Below are 26,802 nucleotides of genomic sequence, written 5' to 3'. Positions count from 1 at the left end.
CAGCAGCGTTGAAAGTGGGCCAATATGTCGCGGGGTAGCGTTAACAGCGTGTTAATGAACGGCCGCTCGTCACATCCAGGAAACACACCGAAACAAATCTCCCGCCCCCGGACGCATTCGTTCATCAGCGGGAGCGGTGAAACTACGATCACTCCACCAGCAGCACGTCCACGGCGAGCTTCTGCTTCGGCGAGCCGACGATGATGCCGTCGACCGGCAAGACGGCGAGTTGGTAACGGCGAACAGCCGGTGGCCGTCTGTTCGCTACTGCCTATTCGCCATTCGCTCGATCACATCGTCGCGCCCAGCACCCAGGGCGCGAACTCGGCGCCGCCGAAATCGAAGCTCTCGCTCTTGGTCGGCTGGCCGGAGGCGGTCTTCAGGATCAGATCGAAGATGCGCTGGCCGCACTCCTGGACGCTCTCCTCGCCTTCGAGGATGGTGCCGCAATTGACGTCCATGTCGTCTTCCATGCGCTTGTACATGGGCGTGTTGGTGGCAAGCTTGATCGAGGGCGCGGGCTTGCAGCCGAACACGCTGCCGCGGCCCGTGGTGAAGCAGACGAGGTTGGCGCCGCCGGCGACCTGGCCGGTGGCCGCGACCGGATCGTAGCCGGGCGTATCCATGAACACGAAACCGCGCTTGGTCACCGGCTCGGCATAGCGCACGACGTCGACGAGATTGGTGGTGCCAGCCTTGGCCATCGCGCCGAGGGACTTTTCGAGAATGGTGGTGAGGCCGCCGGCCTTGTTGCCGGGGCTCGGATTGGCGTTCATCTCGGCGCCTTCGCGCTCGGTGTATTCGTCCCACCAGCGCATGAGATCGACCAGCTTCTCACCGACCTCGCGGCTGACCGCGCGGCGCGTGAGCAGATGCTCGGCGCCATAGGTTTCGGGCGTCTCCGAGAGGATCACGGTGCCGCCGTGACGCACGATGAGATCGCTGGCCGCGCCCAGCGCAGGGTTGGCGGAGACGCCGGAATAGCCGTCCGAGCCGCCGCACTGCAGGGCCACGGTGAGTTCGCTCACCGGCACGGATTCGCGCTTGACCTTGTTGGAGTCCGCGAGCGCCTCGCGCACGAAGGCGATGCCGGCTTCCACCGTCTTGCGGGTGCCGCCGACTTCCTGGATGTCCATCGCACGCAGGCGACCGGCGAGCTTCTGCTCTTCCATCAGCCCGCCGATCTGGTTCACCTCGCAGCCGAGGCCGAGCACAATGACGTGCGAGAAATTCACGTGCCGCGCGTAGCCGCCGAGCGTGCGACGGAGCAGCGCGAGCGGCTCGTTCTGCGTCATGCCGCAGCCGGTCTTGTGGGTCAGCGCGACGACACCATCGACATTGGGGAATTCGGCCAGCGGGTTGTCGCCAGTGAAAGGGTTCTTCTTGAAGACGTCGGCTACGAGGCCAGCGACATGCGCGCTGCAATTCACCGAGGTGAGGATGCCGATATAGTTGCGCGTGGCGACGCGTCCGTCCGGACGGCGGATGCCTTCGAAGGTTGCCGGCAGATCGAAATTCGGCGTCGGCTTGACGTCGGCGCAATAGGCGTAGTCCTTGGCGAAATCGCCCATGCCGATGTTCTGGACGTGCACGTGCTGGCCCGGCGCGATGGCCTGGGTCGCAAAGCCGATGATCTGGCCGTAGCGGATGACAGGCTCGCCCACGGCGATCGGCTTGATCGCGACCTTGTGGCCGGAAGGAATGCGCTCGACCGTGGTGACACCATCGGCAACCACCGTTCCCGGCGGCAGGCTCGCGCGCGCGATCAGCACGCCATCAGCGGGATGCAGGCGGATGACGGGGCTGATGGTCATGGGAGTCTCCTTGGGTCTTCAAGTTATCGTGCCCCGGATGCTGCGCAGCGCGAAAGCGGTGCGCTGCTGATCCGGGGCCCACGTGTGAGGTTGCCAACTGGGTCCCGGCCCTGCGGAGCGGCACTCCGCGTCCGGGACACAGCGAAATCAGGCCTTGCCGGCCGAGTCCTTGCGGGTCGCATTGACCTGCATCTTGGCGTAGGTCGTCATCATGCCGACCTCGTTCGACAGCGTCACCAGCTTGAAGCCCATGTTGATGGCGCGCGCGGCACCCTCGGCGCCGCTGCAATGGATGCCCGGGAAGAGCCCACGCTTGTCGCACTCCTTGATGATCTTGTCGTAGATCGCGAGGATCTCGGGCTCGGTGCGATCGAGCTTCGGCTCGAGACCATAGGAGAAGCCGAGGTCGGACGGGCCGATATAGACACCGTTCAGACCCTCGACGTCGAGGATTGCTTCCATGTTTTCGACCGCCGTCTTGGTCTCCATCATCGGCAGCAGCACGATGTCGTCGTTGGCCGTCTTCTGGTAGGAGCCCGCGGTGCCGTACATGCCGGCGCGGATCGGGCCGTTGGAGCGGACGCCCTTCGGCGGGTACTTGGAGTAGGAAACGAGGTTTCTGGCTTCCTGCGGCGTGTTGACCATCGGGCAGATCACGCCGTAGGCGCCGCCGTCGAGCACCTTGCCGATGATGCCGGGTTCGTTCCAGGGCACGCGGACCATCGGGGTGACCGGGTGCTTGTCCATCGCCTGGAAGCACTGCACCATCGACAGATAGTCCTGCACGCCGTGCTGCATGTCGACGGTGACGCTGTCGAAGCCGCATTGCGCGATCATCTCAGCCGAGAAGCCGGAGGGAATAGCGAGCCACGCGTTGACCACGGCCTTGCCCGACTTCCAGATTTCCTTGACCTTGTTCGCCACGTTGCCTTCCTTCTTTGTTATTTGAGCCTTCGTCACGATCACGAGCGCCGCGACAGCCCCTCGCTGTTACCGCGAACCGGGTCGCCGCGCTACGCTCGCAATGACGCAAGACCTATGCAATCGCCCTCGGGATGCCGGCCTCGCGGTCTGGCGGCGACTATCGCTACCCGGGTGCCTCCGGCAAGGGACGCCTTTTTGGTGCGCGTGAGCGGGCTTTTCCGCTCGGGATCGCCGGGAATCAGCACCTCTGACCGAAAAACAGCAGGGATGTCCATGGCTGTCGCCGCCCGCCCGCGCAAATCTGGTTTCACTCGTCGGCACCTGCCCCGTCGCCGCCGCCTAGTCCAGTCAGACTCTGTTCGAGCTCTCCGAGCATTTCCTGCAGCTCGGCGAGCTTGCGGGCGCCGAAACGCTGCGTGATCTCGGCATAGATCGCCTCCGAGGACGGCGCGACGGAGGCCATCAGCTTCACGCCCTCTTTCGAGATTGAGACCATGCTGCGCCGTTGGTCCGTCTTCGCGGTCTTGCGCTCGATCAAATTGCGCGCTTCGAGATCGCGCAGGATGCGCGATAGGCTTGGTCCAAGGAGAAAGGCGGTGCGCGCGAGTTCCGTGACCTCCGCCGCCTCGATCGAGGCCAGCGCGCGGAGGATGCGCCATTGCTGCTCGGTCAATCCATGCTCGCGCAGTTTCGGACGAAACTGCCGCATCACGGCTTCACGCGCCCTGAGCAGCGACATCGGCAGCGAGCGCGAGAAATCACGCATCGGCACCTGGCGCGCGGCAGGCGGGTGTCCGTTCGCGGGATCGGCCGGTCTCTTCGTCATGATGCCCTTTCAGTCCGCAAAACGTTTGCAGTGCAGCAAGCCAATTTCCGTTTGACGAATTCACTTAACATGTTAAGTATCTCCCGGCACCACGATTTTGGCTGGATCACCGATGGCGCTTTCCAACGACGATATCCGGGCTTGCGCGAGCCGTCTGCACCAGGCGGAGAAGACCCGCGTGCAGATCCGGCAGCTCTCGCAGGATTTCCCCGACATCACCATTACCGATGCCTACGCGATTCAGAAGGCCTGGGTCGACGTCAAGATTGCTGAGGGACGCATCGTCAAGGGCCACAAGATCGGCCTGACCTCGAAGGCGATGCAGAGCGCGCTCAGCATCAACGAGCCTGACTCCGGCGTGCTGCTCGACGACATGTTCTTTGCCGATGGCGGCCTCGTCCCGACCGAGCGCTTCATCGCGACCCGCGTCGAAGCCGAACTCGCCTTCGTCATGAGCAGGCGCCTGTCGGGGCCCGATTGCACGATGTTCGACGTGCTCAACGCGACCGACTTCGTGGTGCCGGCGCTGGAGATTCTGGATACGCGGATCGAGCGCGTCGATCCTAAGACCAAGGCCACGCGAAAGATCTACGACACCATCGCGGACAACGCTGCCAATGCCGGCATCGTGCTCGGCGGACGGCCGATCCGTCCGCTCGATGCGGACCTGCGCTGGATCGGTGCGCTCTGCTTCAGGAACGGTCAGCTCGAGGAGACCGGCCTTGCCGCCGGCGTGCTCAATCATCCTGCAACCGCCGTTGCATGGCTCGCCAACAAGATCGCGCCGCTCGGCCTTGCGCTCGAGCCCGGCCAGGTCGTGCTCGCCGGCTCCTTCATCCGTCCGATCGAGACCCGCAAGGGCGACACAATTCAAGCCGATTATGGCGCATACGGCTCGGTCAGCTGCTACTTCGCTTGAAGCGATAAGAATACACAGGGAGTGAAACCGCCATGCCGCATTTCACGATCGAATATTCGGCCAATCTCGATAGCCGTCTCGACATCGGCGTCGTCTGCGAAGTGGTGCGCAAGGCAGCGGTCGAGACCGGCACCTTCCCGCTCGGCGGCATCCGCGTCCGCGCTGTCAGGTGCGAGCATTATGCGATTGCCGATGCCGGGCACGACTACGGCTTTCTCGACATGGTGCTCCGCATCGGCGAGGGCCGCGATCTCGCCACGCGCCAGAAAGCCGGCGAGCATGTGTTCCAGGCGCTCTCGAAACATCTCGACCCCGTCTTCGCCGCCAGCAAATTCGCTTTGTCGTTCGACATGCAGATCAACGACAAGGACACCAGCTGGAAGCGCAACAACATCCACGAAGCCCTGAAAGTGGTGGCCGCCCATGGATAAGCCCACGCCGAAAGCCGATGTGTTCCAGGCCAACCGCGACCGCGTCGCGCCGCTGCTGAAGAAGCTTGCCGCCGACGGCATCGGTCACATGATCGACGGCAAGATCGTGCCTTCGATTTCCGGCCAGACCTTCGAGACGAAGTCCCCGGTCGACGGTACGGTGCTCGCGACCGTCGCGCGCGGCAACGCCGAGGACATCGACGCAGCGGCGACGGCTGCCTCGCTCGCCTTCAAGTCCTGGCGCGAGATGGGGCCGGCGATGCGGAAGAAACTGCTGCATCGCGTGGCCGACGCGATCGAGGACAATGCGGACGACATCGCGGTGCTCGAATGCATCGACACCGGCCAGGCCTATCGCTTCATGGCCAAGGCCGCGATCCGCGCCGCCGAAAACTTCCGTTTCTTCGCCGACAAATGCGCGGAGGCGCGCGACGGCCAGAACACACCGAGCGACGAGCACTGGAATATCTCGACCCGCGTGCCGATCGGCCCGGTCGGCGTGATCACGCCGTGGAATACGCCGTTCATGCTCTCGACCTGGAAGATCGCCCCGGCGCTGGCGGCCGGCTGCACCGTCGTGCACAAGCCGGCGGAGTGGTCGCCGGTGACGGCCGCCATTCTGGCGCGGCTCGTCAAGGAGGCCGGCGTCCCCGACGGCGTGCTCAACACCGTGCACGGCTTTGGCGAAGAGGCCGGCAAGGCGCTGACCGAGCACCCAGCCATCAAGGCGATCGGCTTCGTCGGCGAGAGCGCGACGGGATCGGCCATCATGGTTCAGGGCGCGCCCACCTTGAAGCGCGTACATTTCGAGCTTGGCGGCAAGAACCCGGTGATCGTGTTCGACGATGCCGATCTCGATCGCGCGCTCGACGCGGTCGTGTTCATGATCTACTCGCTCAACGGCGAGCGTTGCACCTCGTCCAGCCGCCTGCTTGTCCAGCAGAGCATCGCCGACAAATTCGTGGAGAAGCTGACCGCCCGCGTCAAGGCGCTGAAGGTTGGCCATCCCCTCGACCCGGCGACCGAGATCGGACCGCTGATCCACGAACGGCACCTGGCAAAGGTGTGCTCGTACTTCGACGTGGCGCGGCAGGACGGCGCCACCATTGCGGTCGGTGGCAAGGCCCATGACGGCCCGGGCGGCGGACATTATGTCGAGCCGACGCTGGTCACCGGCGCACATGGCAAGATGCGCGTGGCGCAGGAAGAGGTGTTCGGCCCCTTCCTCACCGTGCTCCCCTTCAAGGACGAAGCGGACGCGATCGAGATCGCCAACGACATTCGCTACGGCCTGACCGGCTATGTCTGGACCAATGATGTCGGCCGCGCCTTGCGCGTTGCCGATGCGCTGGAAGCCGGCATGATCTGGCTGAACTCGGAAAACGTTCGTCATCTTCCGACGCCGTTCGGCGGCATGAAAGCCTCGGGCATCGGCCGCGACGGTGGCGACTACTCGTTCGACTTCTACATGGAAACCAAGCACGTCTCGCTGGCGCGGGGCACGCACAAGATTCAGAAACTGGGCCTCTGACGCTCGTCATTCCCTGGGGAAACGCAATGCCCGTACCGCAACACGTTTTCGAGCCGCCGTTCAACATCATCCGCTCCAGCCACGTCGTGCTCGACGTGACCGATCTGAAGTTGAGCCGTGCGTTCTACGAGACCACTGTCGGCCTGCATGTCGAGGATGCCGACGACAACGTCGTATATTTGCGCGCCGCCGAGGAACATCAGCACCACTCGCTGGTGCTGCGCAAGGCAGCGGTGCCCGCCTGTAACAGGCTCGGCTTCAAGGTCGGGAACGACGGCGATCTCGACAAGGCCGCAAAATTCCTCTCCGAGAACGGCCTCGGCTACGCCTTCGTCGATCAGCCCTTCCAGGGCCGCACGCTGCAATTCACCGATCCATTCGGCTTCCAGATCGAGCTCTACGCGGCGATGGACCGGCGGCCGCATCTGCTCCGCCGCTACGACCTCTACAGGGGATGCCACCCGCAGCGGCTCGACCATTTCAACGTCTTCGCGCCAGAAGTGCAGGACACTGTCGAGTTCTACGCCCGCCTCGGCTTCCGCCTCACCGAATATGCCGAAGAGGACGGTGCCAACGGACGCATCGCCGCCGCCTGGATGCATCGCAAGGGCAACGTCCACGACTTTGCGATCACCAACGGCAAAGGCCCGCGCCTGCACCACTTCGCCTATTGGACCCCGACGGCGATGAACATCATCCATCTCTGCGACGTCATGGCCTCACAGGGTTTTGTGAAGAACATCGAGCGCGGCCCCGGACGCCACGGCATCTCAAACGCATTCTTCCTCTATGTCCGCGACCCCGATGGACATCGCCTCGAACTCTACACAAGCGATTACTTCACCGGCGATCACGACCACGAGCCGCTGCGCTGGTCGCTGCGCGATCCGCGCCGCCAGACGCTGTGGGGCGCTCCCGCGCCGCGTTCGTGGTTCGAGCAGGGCTCGCCCTTCACGGGCCAGGCCGTGCGCGAGCCGAAGTTCGTGGCAGACGTGCTGGTGGCGGATTAGTCATGAAGCTCCCTCGCCTCGCCACCTATTCCGTCAAGGGTGAAACCCGCTACGGCGCCGTCCTGGAGGGCGGCATCGTCGATCTCTCCCCGCGCTACGCCAGAGACTATCCGACGCTGCGCGAAGTCATCGCCGCGGGAAAGCTCGCACGCCTCGCCGAAGAGGCCGCCGGCCTGACGCCGGACCACGCAACCGCAGACATCACCTGGTTGCCGCCGGTGCCTGCGCCGGAAAAGATCATCTGTATCGGCGTCAACTATCCCGATCGCAATGCCGAGTACAAGGACGGCCAGGAGGCGCCGAAATATCCGAGCATGTTCATGCGCTCGCCACGCTCGTTTGTCGGCCACGACACGCCGCTGGTGCGTCCGCGCGCATCCGCGCAACTCGACTATGAAGGCGAGATCGTGCTGGTGATCGGCAAGCCCGGCCGGCACATCGCCGAGAGCGCCGCACTCGATCACGTCGCCGCGCTGACGCTCTGCAACGAAGGCTCGGTGCGCGACTGGCTGCGCCACGCCAAATTCAACGTCACGCAGGGCAAGAACTTTGATTCCAGCGGCAGCCTCGGGCCGTGGCTCGTGCCCTACACCAGGGAATCCCAGCTCGCCGACGTCAGGCTGACCACGCATGTCAACGGCGAGTTGCGGCAGGACGACCGCACCAGCCGGCTGATGTTCCCGTTCCGCTACCTCATCAGCTATATCTCGACCTTCACAACGCTCGTTCCCGGCGACATCATCGTCACGGGCACGCCGACCGGCGCGGGTGCGCGGTTCGATCCCCCGCGATATCTGAAGCCCGGTGACGTCATCGAGGTCGCGGCCGAGGGCATCGGCACCTTGCGCAACGGCGTCGTCGACGAAGCCTGATCAACACTTGAAGTGGAATGATGCAATGACCACCCTGACCGGCGGCGAAGCGATCGTAAGCGGGCTCGTCGCCCACGGCGTCGATACCGTGTTCGGCCTGCCCGGCGCACAGGTCTACGGCCTGTTCGACGCCTTCCACCAGGCCCAGCTCAAGGTCATCGGCGCACGCCACGAGCAGGCCTGCGGCTACATGGCGTTCGGCTATGCGCGCGCGAGCGGCAGGCCCGGCGTGTTCAGCGTGGTGCCCGGCCCCGGCGTGCTCAACGCCAGCGCGGCGCTGCTCACCGCCTACGGCTGCAACGAGCCGGTGCTGTGCGTCACCGGCCAGGTGCCGACGCAGTTTCTCGGCAAGGGCCGCGGCCATCTGCACGAGATGCCCGACCAGCTCGCGACCTTGCGCACCTACGTGAAGTGGGCCGATCGCATCGAACATCCCGGCAACGCGCCGACCACGGTCGCGCGCGCGTTCCAGGAGATGACATCAGGCCGTCGCGGCCCCGCCTCGGTCGAGATGCCCTGGGATATCTTTACGCAGCGCGCGGACACAGCCGCAGCGCAAGTGCTTGAGCCCCTGCCCGCGCCGCGGCCTGATCCTGATATGATCAAGCAGGCGGCTGCGCTGATCAAGGCCAGCAAGGCGCCGATGATCTTCGTCGGCAGCGGTGCGATCGAGGCGCGCGAGGAGATTCTGGAGCTCGCCGAGATGATCGACGCGCCCGTGGTCGCCTTCCGCAGCGGCCGCGGCATCGTCTCCAATGCGCATGAGCTCGGCCTCACCATGGCCGCCGCCTACAAACTATGGGCCAAGACCGATCTGATGATCGGCATCGGCACGCGGCTGGAGCTACCGACGATGTCGCGCTGGCCCTATCGACCGGACGGCCTGAAGAGCATCCGCATCGACATCGATCCAGTCGAAATGCGGCGCTTCATCTCGGATGCCGCCATCGTCGCCGACGCGAAAGCGGCGACCGCCGATCTGGCTGCGGCCATCAGCAAGGCCGGCTACAGCAAGACCGCCGGCCGCCGCGCTGCGATCCGCGACGCCACCGCGACCGCACAGCAGGAGATCCAGCGTATCCAGCCGCAGATGGCGTATCTCAACATCCTGCGCGAGGTGCTGCCGGCGAATGCGATCGTGACCGACGAATTGTCGCAGTTCGGCTTTGCCTCCTGGTACGGTTTCCCGATCTACCAGCCGCGCACCTTCATCACCTCAGGCTATCAGGGCACGCTTGGCTCCGGCTTCCCGACTGCGCTGGGCGCCAAGGTCGCCAACCCCGACAAGCCGGTGGTCGCGATCACCGGCGACGGCGGCTTCATGTTCGGCGTGCAGGAGCTTGCCACCGCCGTGCAGTTCAACATCGGCGTGGTGACGCTGGTGTTCAACAACAACGCCTATGGCAATGTCCGTCGCGATCAGCGCGAACGTTTCGACGGCCGCGTTGTGGCATCGGATCTGGTCAATCCTGATTTCGTCAAGCTCGCGGAGTCCTTTGGCGTGGCCTCAGCGCGCGTCACAGCGCCGGACCAGTTCAAGTCGGCGATGGAGAAGGCGCTCGCGCATGGCGGGCCGTATCTGATCTCGGTGGAAGTGACGCGAGATTCCGAAGTCAGTCCGTGGGCTTTCATTCACCCGCCGAAGCCTTGATCGTCACCGCGTCCGGCGGAAGGTCAGATTGATCCGCTTTCGTCCAAGCAGAGCATGCTCGCCCTCGGCCAGCGGTGCGACGCCGTGATAAGCGAGCCTCGACGGTCCGCCCCAGACCACGACGTCGCCGTGGACCAAGCGAAAACGCCGCGGCTTGTCGTTGCGCGCGAGGCCGCCGAACAGGAAGGTCGCGGGTAGCCCCAGTGAAACCGAGACGATCGGCGCGGAATAATCCAGCTCGTCCTTGTCCTGGTGCAATGACAGTCGCGTGCCGGGTTCGTAGCGATTGACCAGGCAGGCATCGGGCGCGAAGTTCTGGAAGCCGCCCTGCTCCGCGGCGCGGCGGGCGAGATCGCAAAGAACCGGCGGCATCGCCGGCCATGGCGCCTCGATTCGGGGATCGATGGGATCATAGCGATAGCCGGTGTGATCGGTAATCCAGCCGCGCTCGCCGCAATTCGTCATAGCCACCGACATCAGGTGGCCACCGGGCGTCGTCATGCGCCGGAACGGCGATTGCGCGACGAGGCCGCGCACGGCTTCGATCAACTCGCTCTCGATCGGCCTGACGAAGCCGCGCAGCAGCACGGCGCCGTCGGCGATCTCCTCGCGCGACGGCTGTGCCTCGGCAACGCTATCGAACAAATCAGCCGTCAATCACAGCGCTCACTTGGCATCGTGGAAGATCACACCCAGCGTGTGGCGCTGGCCGGACCTGATCCGGCTGACGCCGTGGCGAAGATTAACGCGGTAGGTGCCGCGTGTCCCCTGCACTGGGCGGTGATGCACAGCGAAGGCGACAGCATCACCCTGCGCCAGCGGCACGACCTCGGCGCGCGACTGCATGCGTGGACGCTGTTCCGTCAGCACGAACTCGCCGCCGCTGAAATCGCGGCCTGGCTCGGACAGCAGGATCGCGACCTGGAGCGGGAACACGTGCTCGCCATAGATGTCCTGGTGCAGGCAGTTGAAATCACCGGCTTCATATTGCAGCAGCAGCGGCGTCGGCCGCGCCTGCCCCGCCTCGTGGCAACGCTCGAGGAACGCGGCATGCGCCGGCGGATAACGGATGTCGATCCCCATCGCTTCGTTCCAGCGGTTGGCGACGCCCTGGAGATGCGCGTAGAGCGCTGGGCGTAGCTCCGCGATCAGATCAGGGAGCGGATAAGCGAAATATTTGTATTCGCCGCGGCCAAAGCCGTGGCGGCCCATGACGATGCGGCTGCGGAAGTGCGTGTCGTCGGGATAGAGCGCCGCGACGGCGCGGCATTGCTCCGGCGTGAGCAGGCCCTTCAGCAGGGCGCACCCGTGGGAATCGAGCTCGGCGGTGATTTCGGGCCAATCGAGGGCATCGACGTGGGAGGCGGCGGGAATGGAAGGCTGGGCCGATTTTCGTGCGGTCATTGTCATGGCAATCACCTTTGCAGCCGGCTGTTCGCTCCGCCACCCGATTTCCGACGACTATCTCCACCCGTCATCGCGACCGGGAGCGAAGCAAATCAGACTGCCTCCGCGGAGGGAGTCTGGATTGCTTCGTCGCAAGGGCTCCTCGCAATGACGGCCGAGAGACCTCAGCCCCGCACCGGCAGCGTCACCACATCATAGCCGTGCTTGATGGTCCGCTTCAGCACGGGATCCTCAAGCTCGAAATCGAAGCGATCGGCCGGGCGGATGCCGCCCTTGGCCGCAAACGTTCCGCCGAACATGGCGCAGCCGTCGGGGAATTTCCCACCCTCGAAACCCCGCGCGATGAGATCGGCGACCGGCAGCATCGCGTCGAGGGTGCCCTCCTGGTAGAGCACGCGCTCGCCCTTGATGGTGGCCCAGGAGCGCAGGATCATCCTGTCCCAATGGCCGATGACGTCCTCGAGCTCCCACAGCGTCGAGGCGATCGGCTTGTCGCACATCTGCTTGGACACGGTGACGCTGTAGGCCTCGACCTTGCGATCGGTGTGGTCGGAACCGCAGCCGACGAAGATGCGGCCCTGCCAGCCGATCAGCAGGAACTCGACTTCGCCGGAGGAATCTCCGCCGGTGCATTCGATGCTGTCTTCCTGGGTCAACCGCCGCGCCGCGCCGCGATAGTAGATCGGTGTCGAGGCCGGCGGGGCGATGCCCATTTCCTGCAACTCGGCGATATGCTTGTCGCGCGCAACAGGATCGCGGCCGGTCCAGCCGGCGATGACCATCTGGTCGATCGCGAGCGTCAGCGGCGTGGTGGTGTCACGGGCATCGACGGTGAATGTCAGGTCAAACACGGATGACGGCCTCCATGCCGGCAGCAAGTTCAAAGACACGGCGGTCCGAGCCGCCCGCCCCTGCCAGCATCAGGCCGACGGGAACGTCGCCCTCGCGATGTGCGGGCAGCGAGATCGCGCAGCCGTCGATCATGTTGATCAGGGTGCAATTGCGCAGCGCGCGCAGGTTCTGCGTGGTGAACGCCTTGTCGTCGGCCAGATCTGCGATCTTCGGCGGCGTGTTGGCGGTGGTCGGCAGCACCAGGGCGTCATAGGGCGCGAGCCGCGCGTTGACGCGGGCGATCAACGAGCGGCGCTCGTTGAGGAGGTCGATGTAATCGGCCGCGCTCTGCGCCTCGCCGCGCATGATGCGAACGGACACACGGGGATCGTAGACGTCCCCTTTGGACGTGATGAGATAGCGGTGCCAGGCATAGCTTTCGGATGCCGCAAAGCCACCCTTGGCATTCATCGGGCCGATGTCATGGAATTCCGCCATCTCGATGCGCTCGATGTTGGCGCCGTGATCGGCGAGCGATTTCAGTGCGCGCTCGAAGGTCCCGGATACGGCTGCATCGAGATCGTCGAGCGCGATCGTGGTCGGCACGGCGAGCCGCATGCCCTTCACGGGACGCGGCTTCAAGGCCGTGATGGGCTCGTTCGCCAGCACGGCATCGAGGATGGCACAGCAACTGACCGATCGTGCCAGCGGCCCGATACTGTCGAGCGAGAACGAGAGCGGTACCGAGCCATCCAGCGGCACGCGACGCTGCGTCGGCTTGTAGCCGACGATGCCGTTGTAGGCGGCGGGAATGCGGCAGGAGCCGCCGGTGTCGGTGCCGAGCGCGCCATGCGCCATGCCGTCGAGCACGGAGACCGCGGCGCCCGAGGACGATCCGCCGGGCACGTGCCCTTCGGCCCGGTTCCAGGCGCCCTTCGGCGTGCCGTAATGCGGATTGATGCCGATGCCGGAATAGGCGAACTCGGTCATGTTGGTGCGCCCGATCACGACGAAGCCGGCCTTGCGCAGCCGGGCCACCGTCGCCGCGTCCTGCTCGGCCGGCGGGGAATCGTCGAGCGCCCGGGAGCCGGCGCGCGTCACCTGGCCCTTGATGTCGAACAGATCCTTGATCGAGACCGGGATACCGGCATAGCGCGACGGCGCCGCCTTGGCCCTGCGCAAGGCGTCCATCGCGTCCGCAGTCGCGAGCGCCGCGTCCCTATCGACATGAATGAAGGTACGCTGGCCCTCGCCGGAGGGATCGGCGATCCTGGCGATACACGCCTCGACCAGCTTGCGGGACGTGGTCCGGCCGCTTTCGAGGTCGTCGGCCAATGTGGCGAGGGTCGGTGCATTCGGCATGTCTGGTTCGCCTGCATCAGGCGCGGCCAAAAATTTACCGCGCTATTTCAATCCAAAATAGGCGCGCCGCAGCGCCTCGTTGTCGGTCATCTCGGCAACCGTGCCGGAAAAGCGAATGCGCCCGCCTTCCAGAACAAATACGCGTGTTGCCACTTCAAGGAAACCGATATTCTGCTCGGCGATCAGAAGCGCCATGCCGCGCCCCTGCAAGCCGTTCAGAATGCGGATCACCTCTTTGACGAAGAGCGGCGACAGCCCCGCCGAAGGCTCGTCCATGACGAGAAGCTTCGGCTCGGCCGCGAGCGCCTTGGCGATCCCGAGCATCTTGCGCTGCCCGCCCGACAGGCTGGAGGCCGCGTCGCGGCGCTTGTCACGCAGAACGGGAAAGAGGCCGTAGAGTTCGTCGAGGCGCCGGCGGGGATTGGCATGTCCCAGCGCCTGAGCGCCGACCAGAATGTTCTCCTCGATCGACAGGTCCGGAAACACCGCAAGCTCCGACATGTAGGTCATGCCGAGCTTCATCCGCTCGCTCGAGCGCATATGCGCGATATCCCGCCCGGCCAGCGCGACGCTGCCGCGGCGGGCCTCGACCAACCCAACCAGCGATTTCAGGAACGTGGTCTTGCCGGCACCGTTGGCGCCGAGCAGCAGGACCGTCTCGCCGGGTTTGACATCGAGATCGACGCCCCACAGCACCTGCATGGTGCCGTAGCCCGCATCGACGCCTGCTGCGTGGAGAAGAGGCATTGATTCAGGCGGCATGCTCGCCTCCCAGGAATACCTCGATCACCTGCGGTTCCTTCACGGCTGCAGCGAGCTTGCCCTCGAAGATTTCCTTGCCGGCATTGAGAACGATGACGCGATCGGTGATGTGCTCGATGAATCCCATCAGATGCTCGACGACGATGATCGACATGCCGCCTGCCGCGAGTTGCTTGATCCGTTCGGCAATCCAGTCGAGCTCGGCGGGATTGAGCCCCGCGGCGAGCTCGTCGAGCAGCAGCAGGCGCGGTCGCGTCGCCAGCGCGCGGACGAGATCCAGCATCTTCTGCTGCGCGCTGTTGAGATCGGCTGCCGGACGATCGGCGACGGCGGACAGGCGATATTCGTCGAGCAGCGCATCGAGCGTCGGCGGCGTTCCACCGATATGGCCGTAGGCCAAGGCGACCCTGACGTTCTCGCGCACGGTCAGTGACATGAACGGTTTCGGCACCTGGAAAGTCCGGTTGATGCCGCGATGGACCAGCCTGTGGGACGCAACGCCGCCGATGGAGACGTCGTCGAACACGACCTCCCCGCCATCGGGTGCGTAGAGACCCGATATCACGTTGATGGCCGTGGTCTTGCCCGATCCGTTCGGACCGACCAGCCCCAACACTTCACCGGGCGCGGCATGAAAGCTCAGCCCATCGAGCGCGACGAAGCCGCCAAAGCGTTTCACCAGCTTGCGGACGCTGAGAATGGGTTTCGTATCAGGGGACATTCCAGCCCCTTCGCGTCGCCAGCGAGACAAGCCCCGCCGGAAGGAACAACACCAGTCCCATGATGAGAAGACCGTAGATGAGCTGGAAATATTGCGGGGTCGTGAACCCGATCAGATTGTAGACGCCGTACAGGATCAGGACGCCGATGATCGGTCCGGAGATCGTCGCGACACCGCCGAACAGCGCGAAGACGATCGCGAAGATGCTGAAATCGCCACTGAAGACGTTATCGGGATAGAACACCGAGACGTACCAGGCATAGATGCCACCGGCGAGCCCTGCCACGAGCGCGGACGCGAGCCATGCGGCGATGCGCATCTTGACGACGTTGACCCCGGACATCGACGCGCTCACCGCATCTTCGCGAACGGCCTGCAACGCAAGCCCGAAGCTCGAGTTCTTCAGAAAGACAACGCCGCCCACCGTCAACGCCAATACGACCAGGGCCGCATAGTAGGCGTCCGTCGGGTTGAACGTGCCCGTCAGCGATACCCCATACGGCCCCTTGGTAATGCCCTCCAGGGCCGGGTTGGCGACGAAATGCAGCACGGCCAGTGACGCAGCGAGATTGGCAATCGCAAAATAGGCGCCCGACAGCCGCAACAATGGCGTCAGCAGAAGGCCGAGCAGAACGGCGACCAGCCCCGCCGCCAGCACCGCCACGATTGCGGGTGACTGGTAATGCATCACCAGCACCGCAAAACCGTAAGCACCAGCTCCGAAGAAGCCGACGTAACCGAAAGGCAGATAGCCGGTGAAACCATAGATGATGTTGACGCCCTGAGCGAGGATCAGGAACGTGACGAAATTGAACAGCAGCAGATGGTTCTGGTAGACGCCAGGCAGGATCGCAAACACGGCGATCAGCGGCACCAGAATGAACAGCATGTGCTTGACGGCATTAGGCAACGCGCACCCGCCTTCCAAGCAGGCCGCTCGGACGTAGCAAGAGGATCAGGATCAGCAGCACATAGGGCAGAAGATCGGCCCATGAGCTGAGATAGGTCTGCACCAGCATGTAGCAGACGCCATAGACGACACCACCAAGAGCGGTGCCAAGCGGATTACCGAGCGAACCCAGCACGACGATCGCAAACGAGGTCACCGTCGCGTCCGCACCGAATGCCGGCGTGATCGAGCCGAACATGAACGGCGCAAACACACCCGCAACCGCGGCGAGCCCGAGCCCGATTCCGAACGCCGCGGCCGACACGCGATCGACGTCGATTCCCGACGCCAGCGCCTCGTCGCGTCGCGACATCACGGCGCGCGTCAGAGTGCCGAGCCGCGTGCGATAGAGATAGATGTAGACAAGACCTATCGCGACCAGGCTCGTTCCTGCCGCGATCACCCAGGGCGCAGGAAATCCCTGGCCGAGGATGCGGATGGGGCCGCTCGCACCTGGCTTGCCGCCGAACAGCTGCACCTTGATGGTCGAGAAGACCGTGCCGAGCAGCCGGCTCTGGATCGAGCGCTCGCTGGTGCCGGCGAAGATCGTGGTGATGGCTTCGACCACTTGCGACAGGCCGAAGAACAGGATGATCGACAGCATCTCCGGATTTGCGGACCCCTGCAGCCGCGGCACCAGCACCCAATAGAGCAGCGTGCCGACGAGCAGGAACACCACGAATGCCAAAGGCACCGCGAACAGCGGGTCAATTCCGGCCAGGGTGACAACGCCCAGCGCCACGAAGGCGCCGAGCATCAGGACGTCGCCATGCGCAAGATTGACGATGCGCATGACGCCGAAGACGAGATTGAGCCCCATACCGACCAGGCTGAAATACAGCCCGAACAGAACGCCGGCGACCAATGCGTAGGTCAACATCAGCAGCCGACTCCCGGGTCTCGCTCAGCAGAGTTCCGCATCATGGACGCGGATAGACCGGCTTTCCGGTCGCCGTCTCGTGAGGATAGATCGAGATGAACTTGACGTGGCCGTGATCGTTGAGTTCGAGTTGTCCAAGCGGCGTGAGCTCGCCGATCTGGCCGCCCATCTCGTCAAGCGCGAACGTGCCGTCCAGCGTCTTCAGTTGATTGGAGAGGCTGAAGGTCGCCTTGCGCAATTCGAGCTGATCGAGGCTGGTCGCGACCGACAAGGTCTTTTCGATCACGAGAGCCGTCGTATATCCGGCGACCGAGTTGAAGCCGAACTCGACCTTGCCGTCGGTATACTTCTTGTCCCAGGCCGCCTTGTACTCGTCCATGCTCATGCCGAAGTTCACGGGATATTTCAGCTCCTGCGGCGGGACGTAGGTGAAGACGTGCTCGAGGCCTTTCTCGCCGACGTTCTTTTCGAGCAACTCGGTCTCGAGGCCCGCGTAGATCGAGAACAGCATCTTGAAGTTGGCGCCGACATCCTGGGCGTTGCGAAGGAACGCAATGTCGTTCGGCGCATAACCGAAGTGAATCACCGCGTCGGGGTTCGTATTGGCAATGTTGTTGATGATGACCGTGTAGTTGGTCGTCTCGGTCGGAACGCCCTGATCGTAGACGATCTCGATCGGCGCGCCCGAATCCTTGACGAACTTGCGGAAGGCGTTGGCCTGCGTGCCCGTGAACTCGTTGGTGGAGTAAAGGATCGCGATCTTCTTGATGCCGAGGCCGGGTCCGTCATGCGAGACGAAATCGGCGACCGGCTTCGGCCAGATGGTCGACACCGGATCGGCCATCAGGGCGATGTACGGATTGTCCTTGGAGAAGAAGCTGGCGCCGGTGCCGGTCTGGTCGAACAGGAACATCTTGTGGTCGCGGGCAATCGCGACGGCCGGCGCGGTCAGCACGGAACCGGAATCGGCGACCAGAAGATCGACCTTATCCTGGGTGATCAGCTGATTGTACAATGTGGCCGCGGTCGCCGTGTTGCTCTGGTCGTCATAGGCAACGAGCTTGATCGGGATCTTCTTGTCGAACGCCTTCACATAGACGCCGCCTTCGGCGTTCTTCTGTTCGACCCACAGCTTCAATCCGTAGTGAACCGGCATCGAGATCGAGGCATAGCGTCCGCTCGACGCGTAGAGCGTGCCGATCTTGATCTCGGCCGGCGCGTCCGCAGCAAGGGCCGGAGCAGCGAAGGTCAGACCTGCAATCAGCGCAACGCCCAGTGTTCTCAACATGGAATCCTCCCGATCTCTTCTTGTCTCGGCACCTATGTACCGTGCGGCCCTACTGACACACAAGCACGCCAACCGCAATTGTGCGCATGGTGGAATACATGACGCGCAGGGCTCTGTGCTGGACCGTTGACGCGCGATAGTCAATTGGCGCATCAAGATCAAAACGGGCGAGTATCAAGCTTCGCCTTTGGGAGGAACTGCCGACATGGCCGAACCGCAGCGCGCGCGACCGAAACCGACACCGGAAACCCAGCATTTCTGGGACGGCGCGAAAGCGGGCGAATTGCGCCTGCAACGCTGCGATGCCTGTGCGCATGTCTATTTTCCACCGCGCCCGTTCTGCCCGTCCTGCGCCTCGCGCAAGGTCAGCATCTTCAAGGCGAGCGGCAAGGGCTTCCTCTACAGCTACGTGATCAACCATCGTCCCGCCGCGCCCGGTTTCACGCCGCCCTACGCAATCGCCGTGGTTGAGCTCGCAGAAGGGCCGCGGATGATGAGCAACATCATCGACTGTCCGCAGACGCCGGAGGCGCTCGAACTCGACATGAAGCTCGAGGTCGCCTTCGAGGCGCTCGACGACAAGATCACCCTCCCCGTGTTCCGTCCGGCGAAGGGGTAGACCATGCGCAAGAACCAGGTTGCCGTCGTCGGCGCGGCCGAGACCACCGAGCTCGGCGTCATCCCCAACATGTCACAACTCCAGCTTCACGCGGATGCGGCGCTCAACGCTATTGCCGATGCCGGTCTGAAACTGTCCGACATCGACGGCTTTGCAACCGCGGTCGAGACGCCGCAGCAGGTCTGCCACTATCTCGGCATCAAGCCGACCTGGGTCGACGGCACCTCGGTTGGCGGCTGCTCCTTCATGCTGCACGTCCGCCACGCGGCGGCAGCGATCGAGGCCGGCCTCTGCAAGACCGTGCTGATCACGCATGCCGAGAGCGGCAAGTCGATGATCGGCAAGGCGCCGCGCTCGATCCCCGCCGACAGCCTGCAGGGCCAGTTCGAGGCGCCTTATGGCGTCTACGGCCCGCCCAGCATGTTCCCGATCCCCGTGCTGCGCTTCATGAAGACCTACGGCATCACGCATGAGCAGCTCGCCTCGGTCGCGGTCGTGCAACGCGAATGGGCGGCCAAGAATCCGCGCGCGATGATGAAGGACCCGATCACGGTCGCCGACGTCCTCAATTCGCGCATGATCGCCTATCCGTTCCGACTGCTGCAGTGCTGCCTCGTCACCGACGGCGGCGGCGCGCTGATCCTGACCTCGGCCGACCGTGCCAGGGATTTCCCGCGCAAGCCCGTCTACATCATGGGCACCGGCGAGAGCGTGGAGACGCCGATGGTCAGCCAGATGGAGACGTTCAACTCCTCGCGCGCGTTCAAGACCGCGGGGCCGCTGGCCTTCAAGGAGGCCGGCATCGCTCACAAGGACGTCGATCATTTGATGATCTACGATGCGTTCGCGCATCTGCCCCTGTACGGTCTCGGCGATCTCGGCTTCATGCCGCATGAAGAAACCGGCAGGTTCATCGCGGACGGCAACACGCGGCCCGGCGGGAAGCTGCCGCTCAACACCAATGGCGGCGGCCTCTCCTACATGCATTCGGGCATGTACGGCATGTACGCGCTCCAGGAGAGCGTGCGGCAGATGCGCGGCATCGCGCCGGCGCAGGTCGCCAACGCGAAGATTTCAGTGTGCCACGGCGTCGGCGGCATGTTCGCCGCGTCGGGCACGATCGTGTTTACGAACGAGAGGTAATCCACATGGCAAAGTCACTGCAGGACAAGGTCATCATCGTCACCGGCGCAGGCCGCGGCATCGGGCGCGAGATTGCGCTGCTCTGCGCGGCGGAGGGCGCCAAGGTCGTCGTCAACGATCCCGGCGGGGCCGCCGACGGCGCCGGTTCGAGCGCGACGCCGGCTGAAGAAGTCGTCGACGAGATCAAGAAGCGCGGCGGCGTTGCCGTCCCCAATTTCGAATCAGTCGCGGAAGCCGTTCCCGCCAGCAAGATCGTGAAAACCGCGACCGATCATTTCGGCCGGCTCGACGGCGTCGTCAACAATGCCGGCATCCTGCGCGACATGATCTTCCACAAGATGAGCGTGGAAGCGTTCGAGGCCGTCATCAAGGTCCATCTGATGGGCTCGTTCTATGTCAGCCACGCCGCGGCCCGCATCTTCCGCGAGCAGGAGAGCGGCTCCTTCGTGCATTTCACTTCGACGTCCGGCCTGATCGGTAACTTTGGCCAGGCCAACTACGCGGCGGCCAAGCTCGGCATCATCGGGCTGTCGAAGTCGATCGCGCTCGACATGGGCCGCTTCAATGTCCGTTCGAATTGCGTCTCGCCGTTCGCCTGGACCCGCATGATCGGCACCATTCCGACCGAGACCGAGGCCGAGAAGGCGCGTGTCGAGAAGATCAAGCAGATGGGTCCCGAGAAGATCGCGCCGATCTGCGCCTATCTGCTCTCCGATGCCGCCAAGGACGTCTCCGGGCAAATCTTCGGCGCGCGCATGAACGAGCTGTTCCTGTTCAGCCAGAACCGCCCGCTGCGCTCGGTCCATCGCAGCGAAGGCTGGACGCCACAGACGATCGCGGAGCACGGCATGCCGGCGCTGAAGGGCTCGTTCTACAAGCTCGACCGCTCCGCCGACATCTTCCCGTGGGATCCGGTGTAAGGGTCGCACTCTCTCCTCGCGTCATGGCCGGGCTTGACCCGGCCATCCACGCGCCGCCACGCACATAGAAAGACGTAGATGCCCGGGACAAGCCCGGGCATGACGGCTAAGGGGCCGCCCCTATCCCGTATTCCGCAATCCCGCCGAGATGCCGTTGATCGTCAACTGAATCCCGCGCAGCACCTGCTCGTCCGGGTTTTGCGCGCGGTGCTCGCGCAGGAGTTCGACCTGCACGTGGTTGAGCGGATCGAGATAGGGAAAGCGGTGGCGCACGGAGCGCTCCAGCAGCGGATTGCCTTGCAGCAGCCGGTCCTGCCCCATGATGTCCAGCAGCGTCTCGATGCAGGAATGCCATTCGCGGCGGATGCGTCCGAAGATTTTTTCGCGGAGCGCCTCGTCAGGTACAAGTTCGGCATAGCGCGAGGCGATCGCGATCGAGCTTTTCGCAAGCACCATGTCCATATTTGACAGCAGCATGCGGAAGAACGGCCATTCCTTGTAGAGCTCCTTCAGGAACGGCATGCCCTTGTCCGGATGCTCCGCGATCCATTGCTCGACCGCGCTGCCAAAGCCGTACCAGCCCGGCAGCATCAGGCGGCACTGCGCCCAGGAGAACACCCAGGGGATCGCGCGCAGATCCTCGATCGCGCGGGTCTTCTTGCGCGAGGCCGGACGGCTGCCGATGTTCAGCGTCGCAATCTCGTTGATCACGGTCGAGGACCAGAAATAGTCGACAAAACCGTCGGTCTCGTAGACCAGGCCGCGATAGGCCTTGAAGGCGAGGTTCGACAATTCGTCCATCGCGGTGAGATATTCGCGGCGGGGCGCGCTCTGGCTCGGCTGCAACAGGCTCGCATCCAGCGTCGCAGCCGCCAGGATCTCGAGATTGTTGCGGCCGACTTCGGCGTTGGAATACTTCGACGAGATGATCTCGCCCTGCTCGGTGATGCGGATCTGGCCATTCACGGCCCCGCCCGGCTGCGCAACGATAGCGTCATAGCTCGGACCGCCGCCGCGGCCGACCGAGCCACCGCGGCCGTGGAACAGGCGCAAGCGGACGCCGTGCCGCTCGAACACATCGACGAGACCGATCTCGGCCTTGTAGAGCTCCCAGCCCGAGGTGACGAAACCGCCATCCTTGTTCGAGTCGGAATAGCCGAGCATGACCTCCTGCACGCTGCCGCGGCTGTCGACCAGGCGGCGATAATCGTGCAGCGACAGCATGCGGTCCATGATGCCGGACGACGCCTGCAAATCCTCGATGGTCTCGAACAGCGGCACGATGTTGATGGCGCTGCGGCCGGAGGGGTGGACAAGGCCGACCTCCTTCAGCAACACCGCCACCTCGAGCATGTCGGACATGCCCTTGCACATCGAGATGATGCATTGGGGGATCGCGTCCGAGCCGAAACGCGCATGCGCTTCTGCTGCAGCATGGAAGACGTTGAGCTCACCCATGGTCTCGTCACTGTATTTGACGAACGGCGAGACCAGCGCGCGCGTCGAGCGCAACTCGTTGGTGAGCAGCGAGATGCGCGCCTCCTCGCCGAGTGCGAGATAGGACATGCCGGGGTTCGCCGCATCCATCAGCTCGGCGATGGTGCGCTCATGCACCGCCGAATTCTGGCGGATGTCGAGCCGCGCCAGATGGAAGCCGAAACAATCCACCGCGCGGCGCAACAATCGCAGCCGGCCACGCGCGATGACGCGGGCGTTGTTGGAGATCAGCGAGCGGTGCAGCACGTCGAGATCGGCTTGCAGCTCCTTGACACTCTGATAGGGCGCGCCCTTGCCGACGGGACGACGGGTGATCTCGACCTCGAGCTTTTCGGCCGTCGCGGTCAGGCGTGCATAGATGCCGGAGACCGCGAGGCGATAAGGCTCGCCGCTCCGGTGCGGCGAGGTGTCCGGCGAGCGCTCCGCCAGCGTCCGTAGTTCTTCGGACACGTCGGCGAGGTGGGCCGCGATCGACAATTCCGAGCCGAGCACGTGCAGCTCTTCCAGATAGAACTGCATCACCCGGCTCGACTGCAGCCGCAGCGTGCCGCGCATGACGTCGGCGGTGACGAAGGGATTGCCGTCGCGGTCGCCGCCGATCCAGCTGCCCATGCGCAGGAAAGAGGCGAGCTCGCTGGCGGCCTGCTCGCCGCCCTCCTCCAGCCGGTCTTCCAGCAGGTTCACCAGCCGCGGCACCTCGCGAAGGAAGGTGTAATCGTAGAACGACAGGCCGTTGGCGACCTCGTCGAGCACGGTGAGCTTGGTCCGGCGCAGCAGGTTGGTCTGCCACAGGGTCAGCACCTCGCGCCGAAGCTGCTCGTCGCTGGCGGCGGCTTCGTCCGCGGTCAGTGCGACGCGCTCGCGGCGGTCGAGCAGCGCGGCGACCTCCATCTCGCGGTCCATCGTGCTCTTGCGGCGCACTTCGGTCGGATGCGCCGTCAGCACCGGGCTGACGAGCGCGCTCTTGAAGAACCTGCGCAACGCATCGGTGCCGATTCCTGCGCCCCTGGCCTTGGCGAGCGTCTCCGCCAGGACGCCGGAGCCGCCGTTCTTGCCGGCGCGCATCTGGCGGATGTTGTTCTGGTCCTCGGCGATGTTGGCGAGATGGGAGAAATAGCTGAAGGCACGGACGATCCGGACCGTCTCCGAGGTCGACATGCTGTCGAGGATTTGCTCGAGTTCACGCCGGGCAACCCGATCCTCGTCGCGGTGGAACCGGATCGAGGTCTGCCGGATACGCTCGACCAGGTCGAACAATTCAGCGCCCTCCTGGTCGCGCACCGTGTCGCCCAGGATACGCCCGAGCAGACGAATATCGTCGCGCAGCCGCGCGTCTGCCTCCTGCGCCTGGACGTCCTCAGGCCGGTTCGGGCGAAGATCGGTGGCGTCTGAAGGTACGGTCTGGAGGGACATGGCTCGCTCCTCTTGTAGAGCTCCCAATGGCTCCCCTGCGGGGCCGAGTGTGCAAGTTTTTTGCCGCAGCGCAAGATGAAGTTGGGGGCGGTGCACACTGACAGGGCGCCGGGCTGGCTAGCGCCCGGCAGGTCAGGCCGGCACGATCACCTTGCCGATCGGCCAGAGCGCGATGCCCGCGAGCTTCAAATGGGCCCAGGCGAAGGGGATGCCGATGATGGTGATGGCGTAGATCACGGCTGTCAGGACATGACCGAGCGCCAGCCACCAGCCGGCCAGCAAGAGCCAGATGAGATTGCCGATCACCCCGAGCGGACCGGTGCCGATATCGCCCAGGCCGGAGACCTCGTCACGGCTGACCGCGCGCGAGCCGAAAGGCAGCAGGGCATAGACGGCGATGTTGAACGCCGCCCGCGCCCAGGGCAGGCCGATGATCGTGATGGCCATGATGATGGATGCCACCAGCCAGCCGAATGCCATCCAGGCACCACCGATGAGGATCCAGATCACGTTGAGCAGGATGGAAACGGGGGCCATGGGATGATCCAACGTGGATGAGCCCGTCTATATAGGCGCGAAATCCGTCGCTGCGAAGACAGCGCAGGCGAACGACCGCTAGCGTCCCTCGAATTTCGGCTCGCGCTTCTCCATGAAGGCCTTCATGCCCTCGGCCATATCTTGCGTCTTGAACAGCGGAAGCAGCTGGAGATAGACGTGGTGGACATGGTCGTGAAAATTCTCGTTGAGGCCCATCCGCATCATGCGCTTGGAGGCCTGCACCGCCAGCGGCGCGTTGGCGGCGATCTCGCGGGCGATGGCGGTGGCGCGGTTCATCAGTTCGGCATCGGGCACGACCTCGTTGGCGAGGCCCCAATCCAGGCACTCGCGCGCGCTGAGCGTGCGGCCGGTAAAGATCAGCTCGGAGGCCTTGGCCCAGCCGAGCATGCGCGGCAACAGCCAGGTGCCGCCGGATTCCGGCACGACGCCGCGCTTGACGAAGGCGGCGGCGAGCTTTGAGGATTCCGCCATGATGCGGATGTCGCAGCCGAGCGCGGTGTCCATGCCGTAGCCGGCCGCGCCGCCGTTGACGGCGCAGATGGTCGGCTTGTCCATCGCCTGCAAGACCGTGGGCGGCGTGTTGCGCAGGTTGATCGTGGTCGGCGAGGACGCCGCGCTCAGGCCATTGCCGTCGCGTTCCTTGCGCAGATCAAGGCCCGCGCAGAACGCTCGTCCCTTGCCGGTGAGGATCACGACGCGGACGTTCTTGTCCTCATTGGCTTCGGTCAGCAGCCGGGCGAGGTCGTTCAACATCGGCCCGGAGATGGTGTTCATGCGCTCCGGCGCATTCAGCGTGACCGTCGCGATGTGGTCTGCGACCTCGTAGAGGACTTCTTTCGCCAGGTCGGTCATTTGTCGCTCCTCGAATTGTCAGATCTTGCGGCCGGCCTGCTCCCAATAGGGATCGCGAAGGCGGCGTTTGAAGATCTTTCCCGAATCTTCGCGCGGAAGTCCGGTACGGATCTCGATGTGTTTTGGGACTTTGTAATCGGCGAGCGACGTCTTCAGCCTTGCGCGCACATCATTGGCATCGAGCGCGACGCCCGGCTGCGGCTCGACCACCGCCATCAGCGCTTCACCGAACTCGGCGTCTGGGATGCCGAACACCGCGCAATCATGCACGCCTGATACGGCGTGCAGCACAGACTCGATCTCGGCCGGATAGATATTGACGCCGCCCGAGATCACCATGTCACGCTTGCGGTCGCAGATGAAGACGTAGCCGTCCTCGTCGATGTAGCCGACATCGCCGGACGTGATGAAACCGTCGCGGTCGATCTCCGAGCGTTTCTCCGGCTTGTTGTGGTAGGTGAAGTCCGCCATCCCGGCCATGCGGGAATAGATCTCCCCGATCTCGCCCACGCCGAGCACGCGGCCGTCATCGCCGATGAACCGCAGCTCGGCGCCGGGCGAAATCTTGCCGACCGTGCCGGGCTTCTTCAGCGCGTCCTCAGACGTCGCAAACGTGACGGCGCTGGATTCGGTCGAGCCGTAGAACTCGTAGATCACCGGGCCCCACCATTCGATCATGGCGCGCTTGACGTCCGCCGGGCATGGCGCAGCAGCGTGAATGATGTGACGCAGCGAGGAGACGTCGTATTTCCGGCGGACCTCCTCCGGCAATCTCATCAGGCGGATGAACATGGTCGGCACCATGAAGATGGTGTCGATCTTGTACCGCTCGATCAGTTGGAGAAATTCTTCCGGCTCGAAGCGCGGCATCAGCACCAGCGCGCCGTCGAGCTTGCCGGCGCGGATGCCGAACGAGTTCGGCGCCGAATGATAAAGCGGCCCCGGCAGGATCGCGCGGGCGCCGGGCTTCAGCCCGTAGATCATCGCGCGCATGCGCTCGCCGGCGGCCTGCTGATCCGATGTCGGGGCATTGCGCCGCACGCCCTTGGGATGGCCTGTCGTGCCCGACGTGTAGATCATGTTCATCGGCTGCGGCACCACCGGGCCGTCATACGGCTGGTGTTGCGCGAGCCAGGATTCGAAATCGATCGCGAAGTCCGGCGTCTTCAGATGATCGGGATCGATCTTGTAGTTGTTCAAAATCTCTGGAGGTGTCGGTACGCTGAGCACGGTGACGCCCTTCGGAATCGCATCGCGCAGGGCGTGCAGCATGTCGGCATGTCCGATCAGCACGGATGTGCCGGTGTCACCAAGGATGTAGTTGATCTCCTCCGGCTTGAAGTGCCAGTTGATCGGAACGCCATAGGCGCCCAACCGCATCGCGGCGTAGGCGGCTTCGAGGAAGGCGATGTCGTTGCGCATCAGCATGCAGACGCAATCGCCTTGCTTGACGCCTGACATGGCGAGGCCCGACGCGATGCGATCAGCGCGGGCCGCGACCTCGGTGTGGGTACGGCGGCGCTCGCCGGAAACGATGCCGAGGAATGGGGACGTTTCGCTCATTTTTGTTTTTCTTTGTTGTTCAACGACAGTCTTCGTTAGTCGTCATCACCGGGCTTGTC

At 64.2% G+C, this 26,802-nt stretch carries 25 protein-coding genes; 9 read left to right on the top strand and 16 right to left on the bottom strand.

The genetic code is table 11. The features are described from left to right. Positions 1-290: 290 nt before the first annotated feature. The 3 genes from JQ631_RS03360 to hpaR all read right to left on the bottom strand — a co-directional run bounded on the left by JQ631_RS03360 (position 291) and on the right by hpaR (position 3,564). The gene (locus tag JQ631_RS03360; protein WP_212324015.1) at positions 291-1,814 is read right to left on the bottom strand and encodes a UxaA family hydrolase; all 1,524 of its coding nucleotides are present in this window, start codon (positions 1,812-1,814) and stop codon (positions 291-293) included. 147 nt (positions 1,815-1,961) lie between these two features. Further along, the gene (locus JQ631_RS03355) at positions 1,962-2,738 is read right to left on the bottom strand and encodes an HpcH/HpaI aldolase family protein (RefSeq protein ID WP_027533975.1); all 777 of its coding nucleotides are present in this window, start codon (positions 2,736-2,738) and stop codon (positions 1,962-1,964) included. A 307-nt stretch (positions 2,739-3,045) separates the two neighbouring features. Beyond that, positions 3,046-3,564 (bottom strand): homoprotocatechuate degradation operon regulator HpaR, encoded by a 519-nt coding sequence (gene hpaR / locus JQ631_RS03350; RefSeq protein WP_212324013.1) that lies wholly within the window; start codon positions 3,562-3,564, stop codon positions 3,046-3,048. A gap of 112 nt (positions 3,565-3,676) precedes the next feature. On the opposite strand from hpaR, the gene hpaH reads away from it, so the two are divergent. From hpaH to JQ631_RS03320, 6 genes are read left to right on the top strand one after another with little or no spacing between them, the layout of a single operon-like run. Beyond that, positions 3,677-4,483 carry a 2-oxo-hept-4-ene-1,7-dioate hydratase gene (gene hpaH, locus JQ631_RS03345; protein WP_212324011.1) on the top strand — a complete coding sequence of 269 codons (807 nt, stop codon included), beginning with the start codon at positions 3,677-3,679 and terminating at the stop codon, positions 4,481-4,483. 32 nt (positions 4,484-4,515) lie between these two features. After that, positions 4,516-4,914, top strand: coding sequence for a 5-carboxymethyl-2-hydroxymuconate Delta-isomerase (locus JQ631_RS03340; RefSeq protein ID WP_212324009.1), 399 nt, complete (start codon positions 4,516-4,518; stop codon positions 4,912-4,914). Continuing rightward, positions 4,907-6,445, top strand: a complete 1,539-nt coding sequence (gene hpaE, locus JQ631_RS03335) for a 5-carboxymethyl-2-hydroxymuconate semialdehyde dehydrogenase (RefSeq protein WP_212324007.1) — start codon at positions 4,907-4,909, stop codon at positions 6,443-6,445. Before JQ631_RS03340 ends, hpaE begins: the two co-directional genes overlap by 8 nt. A 26-nt stretch (positions 6,446-6,471) precedes the next feature. After that, positions 6,472-7,455, top strand: coding sequence for a 3,4-dihydroxyphenylacetate 2,3-dioxygenase (gene hpaD / locus JQ631_RS03330; RefSeq protein WP_212324006.1), 984 nt, complete (start codon positions 6,472-6,474; stop codon positions 7,453-7,455). A gap of 2 nt (positions 7,456-7,457) precedes the next feature. Next, positions 7,458-8,327 (top strand): fumarylacetoacetate hydrolase family protein, encoded by an 870-nt coding sequence (locus tag JQ631_RS03325; protein WP_212324005.1) that lies wholly within the window; start codon positions 7,458-7,460, stop codon positions 8,325-8,327. Between the two features lie 25 nt (positions 8,328-8,352). After that, positions 8,353-9,978, top strand: coding sequence for a thiamine pyrophosphate-dependent enzyme (locus tag JQ631_RS03320; protein ID WP_212324004.1), 1,626 nt, complete (start codon positions 8,353-8,355; stop codon positions 9,976-9,978). A 3-nt stretch (positions 9,979-9,981) separates the two neighbouring features. On the opposite strand, the gene alkB is transcribed toward JQ631_RS03320, so the two are convergent. The 9 genes from alkB to JQ631_RS03275 all read right to left on the bottom strand — a co-directional run bounded on the left by alkB (position 9,982) and on the right by JQ631_RS03275 (position 18,178). Further along, complete coding sequence (gene alkB, locus JQ631_RS03315) at positions 9,982-10,635, bottom strand: DNA oxidative demethylase AlkB (protein WP_212324003.1); 654 nt, start codon at positions 10,633-10,635, stop codon at positions 9,982-9,984. A gap of 9 nt (positions 10,636-10,644) precedes the next feature. Then, positions 10,645-11,388 carry a 2OG-Fe(II) oxygenase gene (locus JQ631_RS03310; protein ID WP_212324002.1) on the bottom strand — a complete coding sequence of 248 codons (744 nt, stop codon included), beginning with the start codon at positions 11,386-11,388 and terminating at the stop codon, positions 10,645-10,647. A gap of 161 nt (positions 11,389-11,549) precedes the next feature. After that, the gene (locus tag JQ631_RS03305) at positions 11,550-12,236 is read right to left on the bottom strand and encodes a DUF2848 domain-containing protein (protein WP_212324001.1); all 687 of its coding nucleotides are present in this window, start codon (positions 12,234-12,236) and stop codon (positions 11,550-11,552) included. Then, a complete protein-coding gene (locus JQ631_RS03300) occupies positions 12,229-13,578 on the bottom strand; it encodes an amidase (protein WP_212323999.1) in 1,350 nt (449 codons plus the stop codon). The genes JQ631_RS03305 and JQ631_RS03300 overlap by 8 nt, the downstream gene beginning before the upstream one ends. Positions 13,579-13,620: 42 nt before the next feature. Then, on the bottom strand, positions 13,621-14,340 hold the full coding sequence (locus tag JQ631_RS03295) for an ABC transporter ATP-binding protein (RefSeq protein WP_212323997.1): 720 nt from the start codon (positions 14,338-14,340) through the stop codon (positions 13,621-13,623). Next, entirely contained in the window at positions 14,330-15,061 is a 732-nt protein-coding gene (locus tag JQ631_RS03290) for an ABC transporter ATP-binding protein (protein WP_212323995.1), read from the bottom strand. Before JQ631_RS03290 ends, JQ631_RS03295 begins: the two co-directional genes overlap by 11 nt. Then, positions 15,051-15,971, bottom strand: a complete 921-nt coding sequence (locus JQ631_RS03285) for a branched-chain amino acid ABC transporter permease (RefSeq protein WP_212323993.1) — start codon at positions 15,969-15,971, stop codon at positions 15,051-15,053. The genes JQ631_RS03290 and JQ631_RS03285 overlap by 11 nt, the downstream gene beginning before the upstream one ends. Continuing rightward, the gene (locus tag JQ631_RS03280) at positions 15,964-16,890 is read right to left on the bottom strand and encodes a branched-chain amino acid ABC transporter permease (RefSeq protein WP_212323991.1); all 927 of its coding nucleotides are present in this window, start codon (positions 16,888-16,890) and stop codon (positions 15,964-15,966) included. The genes JQ631_RS03285 and JQ631_RS03280 overlap by 8 nt, the downstream gene beginning before the upstream one ends. Positions 16,891-16,930: 40 nt before the next feature. Continuing rightward, entirely contained in the window at positions 16,931-18,178 is a 1,248-nt protein-coding gene (locus tag JQ631_RS03275) for an amino acid ABC transporter substrate-binding protein (RefSeq protein WP_212323989.1), read from the bottom strand. Positions 18,179-18,383: 205 nt separating this feature from the next. Between JQ631_RS03275 and JQ631_RS03270 the strand changes: the two genes are divergently transcribed. From JQ631_RS03270 to JQ631_RS03260, 3 genes are read left to right on the top strand one after another with little or no spacing between them, the layout of a single operon-like run. Further along, positions 18,384-18,797 (top strand): Zn-ribbon domain-containing OB-fold protein, encoded by a 414-nt coding sequence (locus JQ631_RS03270; protein WP_092024334.1) that lies wholly within the window; start codon positions 18,384-18,386, stop codon positions 18,795-18,797. Positions 18,798-18,800: 3 nt separating this feature from the next. After that, positions 18,801-19,940, top strand: a complete 1,140-nt coding sequence (locus JQ631_RS03265; protein ID WP_212323988.1) for a thiolase C-terminal domain-containing protein — start codon at positions 18,801-18,803, stop codon at positions 19,938-19,940. A gap of 5 nt (positions 19,941-19,945) precedes the next feature. Next, positions 19,946-20,860 (top strand): SDR family oxidoreductase, encoded by a 915-nt coding sequence (locus JQ631_RS03260; RefSeq protein ID WP_212323987.1) that lies wholly within the window; start codon positions 19,946-19,948, stop codon positions 20,858-20,860. 120 nt (positions 20,861-20,980) lie between these two features. Here JQ631_RS03260 and ppc read toward each other — a convergent pair whose 3' ends face one another. From ppc to JQ631_RS03240, 4 genes are all read right to left on the bottom strand, one after another. Next, on the bottom strand, positions 20,981-23,770 hold the full coding sequence (gene ppc / locus JQ631_RS03255; protein WP_212323986.1) for a phosphoenolpyruvate carboxylase: 2,790 nt from the start codon (positions 23,768-23,770) through the stop codon (positions 20,981-20,983). 132 nt (positions 23,771-23,902) lie between these two features. Next, complete coding sequence (locus JQ631_RS03250; protein ID WP_212323985.1) at positions 23,903-24,307, bottom strand: YccF domain-containing protein; 405 nt, start codon at positions 24,305-24,307, stop codon at positions 23,903-23,905. Positions 24,308-24,385: 78 nt separating this feature from the next. Further along, entirely contained in the window at positions 24,386-25,180 is a 795-nt protein-coding gene (locus JQ631_RS03245) for an enoyl-CoA hydratase/isomerase family protein (protein WP_212323984.1), read from the bottom strand. Between the two features lie 18 nt (positions 25,181-25,198). Further along, the gene (locus tag JQ631_RS03240; RefSeq protein WP_212323983.1) at positions 25,199-26,743 is read right to left on the bottom strand and encodes an acyl-CoA synthetase; all 1,545 of its coding nucleotides are present in this window, start codon (positions 26,741-26,743) and stop codon (positions 25,199-25,201) included. Between the last annotated feature and the right edge of the window lie 59 nt (positions 26,744-26,802).

Source organism: Bradyrhizobium manausense, from assembly GCF_018131105.1.
Classification (GTDB): Bacteria; Pseudomonadota; Alphaproteobacteria; order Rhizobiales; family Xanthobacteraceae; genus Bradyrhizobium; species Bradyrhizobium manausense_B.
The sequence above is the reverse complement of the archived record's forward strand: the minus strand, read 5'-3'. Positions and strand labels throughout refer to the sequence as shown.

What these genes read in the sequence shown, in the direction of transcription:
- JQ631_RS03300 (WP_212323999.1), bottom strand. Translation starts at nt 13,578, where the DNA reads ATGCCGAATGCACCGACCCTCGCCACATTGGCCGACGACCTCGAAAGC.
- hpaE (WP_212324007.1), top strand. Translation starts at nt 4,907, where the DNA reads ATGGATAAGCCCACGCCGAAAGCCGATGTGTTCCAGGCCAACCGCGAC.
- JQ631_RS03270 (WP_092024334.1), top strand. Translation starts at nt 18,384, where the DNA reads ATGGCCGAACCGCAGCGCGCGCGACCGAAACCGACACCGGAAACCCAG.
- JQ631_RS03310 (WP_212324002.1), bottom strand. Translation starts at nt 11,388, where the DNA reads ATGACAATGACCGCACGAAAATCGGCCCAGCCTTCCATTCCCGCCGCC.
- JQ631_RS03250 (WP_212323985.1), bottom strand. Translation starts at nt 24,307, where the DNA reads ATGGCCCCCGTTTCCATCCTGCTCAACGTGATCTGGATCCTCATCGGT.
- JQ631_RS03260 (WP_212323987.1), top strand. Translation starts at nt 19,946, where the DNA reads ATGGCAAAGTCACTGCAGGACAAGGTCATCATCGTCACCGGCGCAGGC.
- JQ631_RS03275 (WP_212323989.1), bottom strand. Translation starts at nt 18,178, where the DNA reads ATGTTGAGAACACTGGGCGTTGCGCTGATTGCAGGTCTGACCTTCGCT.
- JQ631_RS03325 (WP_212324005.1), top strand. Translation starts at nt 7,458, where the DNA reads ATGAAGCTCCCTCGCCTCGCCACCTATTCCGTCAAGGGTGAAACCCGC.
- JQ631_RS03340 (WP_212324009.1), top strand. Translation starts at nt 4,516, where the DNA reads ATGCCGCATTTCACGATCGAATATTCGGCCAATCTCGATAGCCGTCTC.
- hpaR (WP_212324013.1), bottom strand. Translation starts at nt 3,564, where the DNA reads ATGACGAAGAGACCGGCCGATCCCGCGAACGGACACCCGCCTGCCGCG.
- JQ631_RS03265 (WP_212323988.1), top strand. Translation starts at nt 18,801, where the DNA reads ATGCGCAAGAACCAGGTTGCCGTCGTCGGCGCGGCCGAGACCACCGAG.
- JQ631_RS03320 (WP_212324004.1), top strand. Translation starts at nt 8,353, where the DNA reads ATGACCACCCTGACCGGCGGCGAAGCGATCGTAAGCGGGCTCGTCGCC.
- JQ631_RS03245 (WP_212323984.1), bottom strand. Translation starts at nt 25,180, where the DNA reads ATGACCGACCTGGCGAAAGAAGTCCTCTACGAGGTCGCAGACCACATC.
- hpaD (WP_212324006.1), top strand. Translation starts at nt 6,472, where the DNA reads ATGCCCGTACCGCAACACGTTTTCGAGCCGCCGTTCAACATCATCCGC.
- JQ631_RS03240 (WP_212323983.1), bottom strand. Translation starts at nt 26,743, where the DNA reads ATGAGCGAAACGTCCCCATTCCTCGGCATCGTTTCCGGCGAGCGCCGC.
- ppc (WP_212323986.1), bottom strand. Translation starts at nt 23,770, where the DNA reads ATGTCCCTCCAGACCGTACCTTCAGACGCCACCGATCTTCGCCCGAAC.
- JQ631_RS03290 (WP_212323995.1), bottom strand. Translation starts at nt 15,061, where the DNA reads ATGTCCCCTGATACGAAACCCATTCTCAGCGTCCGCAAGCTGGTGAAA.
- JQ631_RS03280 (WP_212323991.1), bottom strand. Translation starts at nt 16,890, where the DNA reads ATGTTGACCTACGCATTGGTCGCCGGCGTTCTGTTCGGGCTGTATTTC.
- JQ631_RS03295 (WP_212323997.1), bottom strand. Translation starts at nt 14,340, where the DNA reads ATGCCGCCTGAATCAATGCCTCTTCTCCACGCAGCAGGCGTCGATGCG.
- hpaH (WP_212324011.1), top strand. Translation starts at nt 3,677, where the DNA reads ATGGCGCTTTCCAACGACGATATCCGGGCTTGCGCGAGCCGTCTGCAC.
- JQ631_RS03360 (WP_212324015.1), bottom strand. Translation starts at nt 1,814, where the DNA reads ATGACCATCAGCCCCGTCATCCGCCTGCATCCCGCTGATGGCGTGCTG.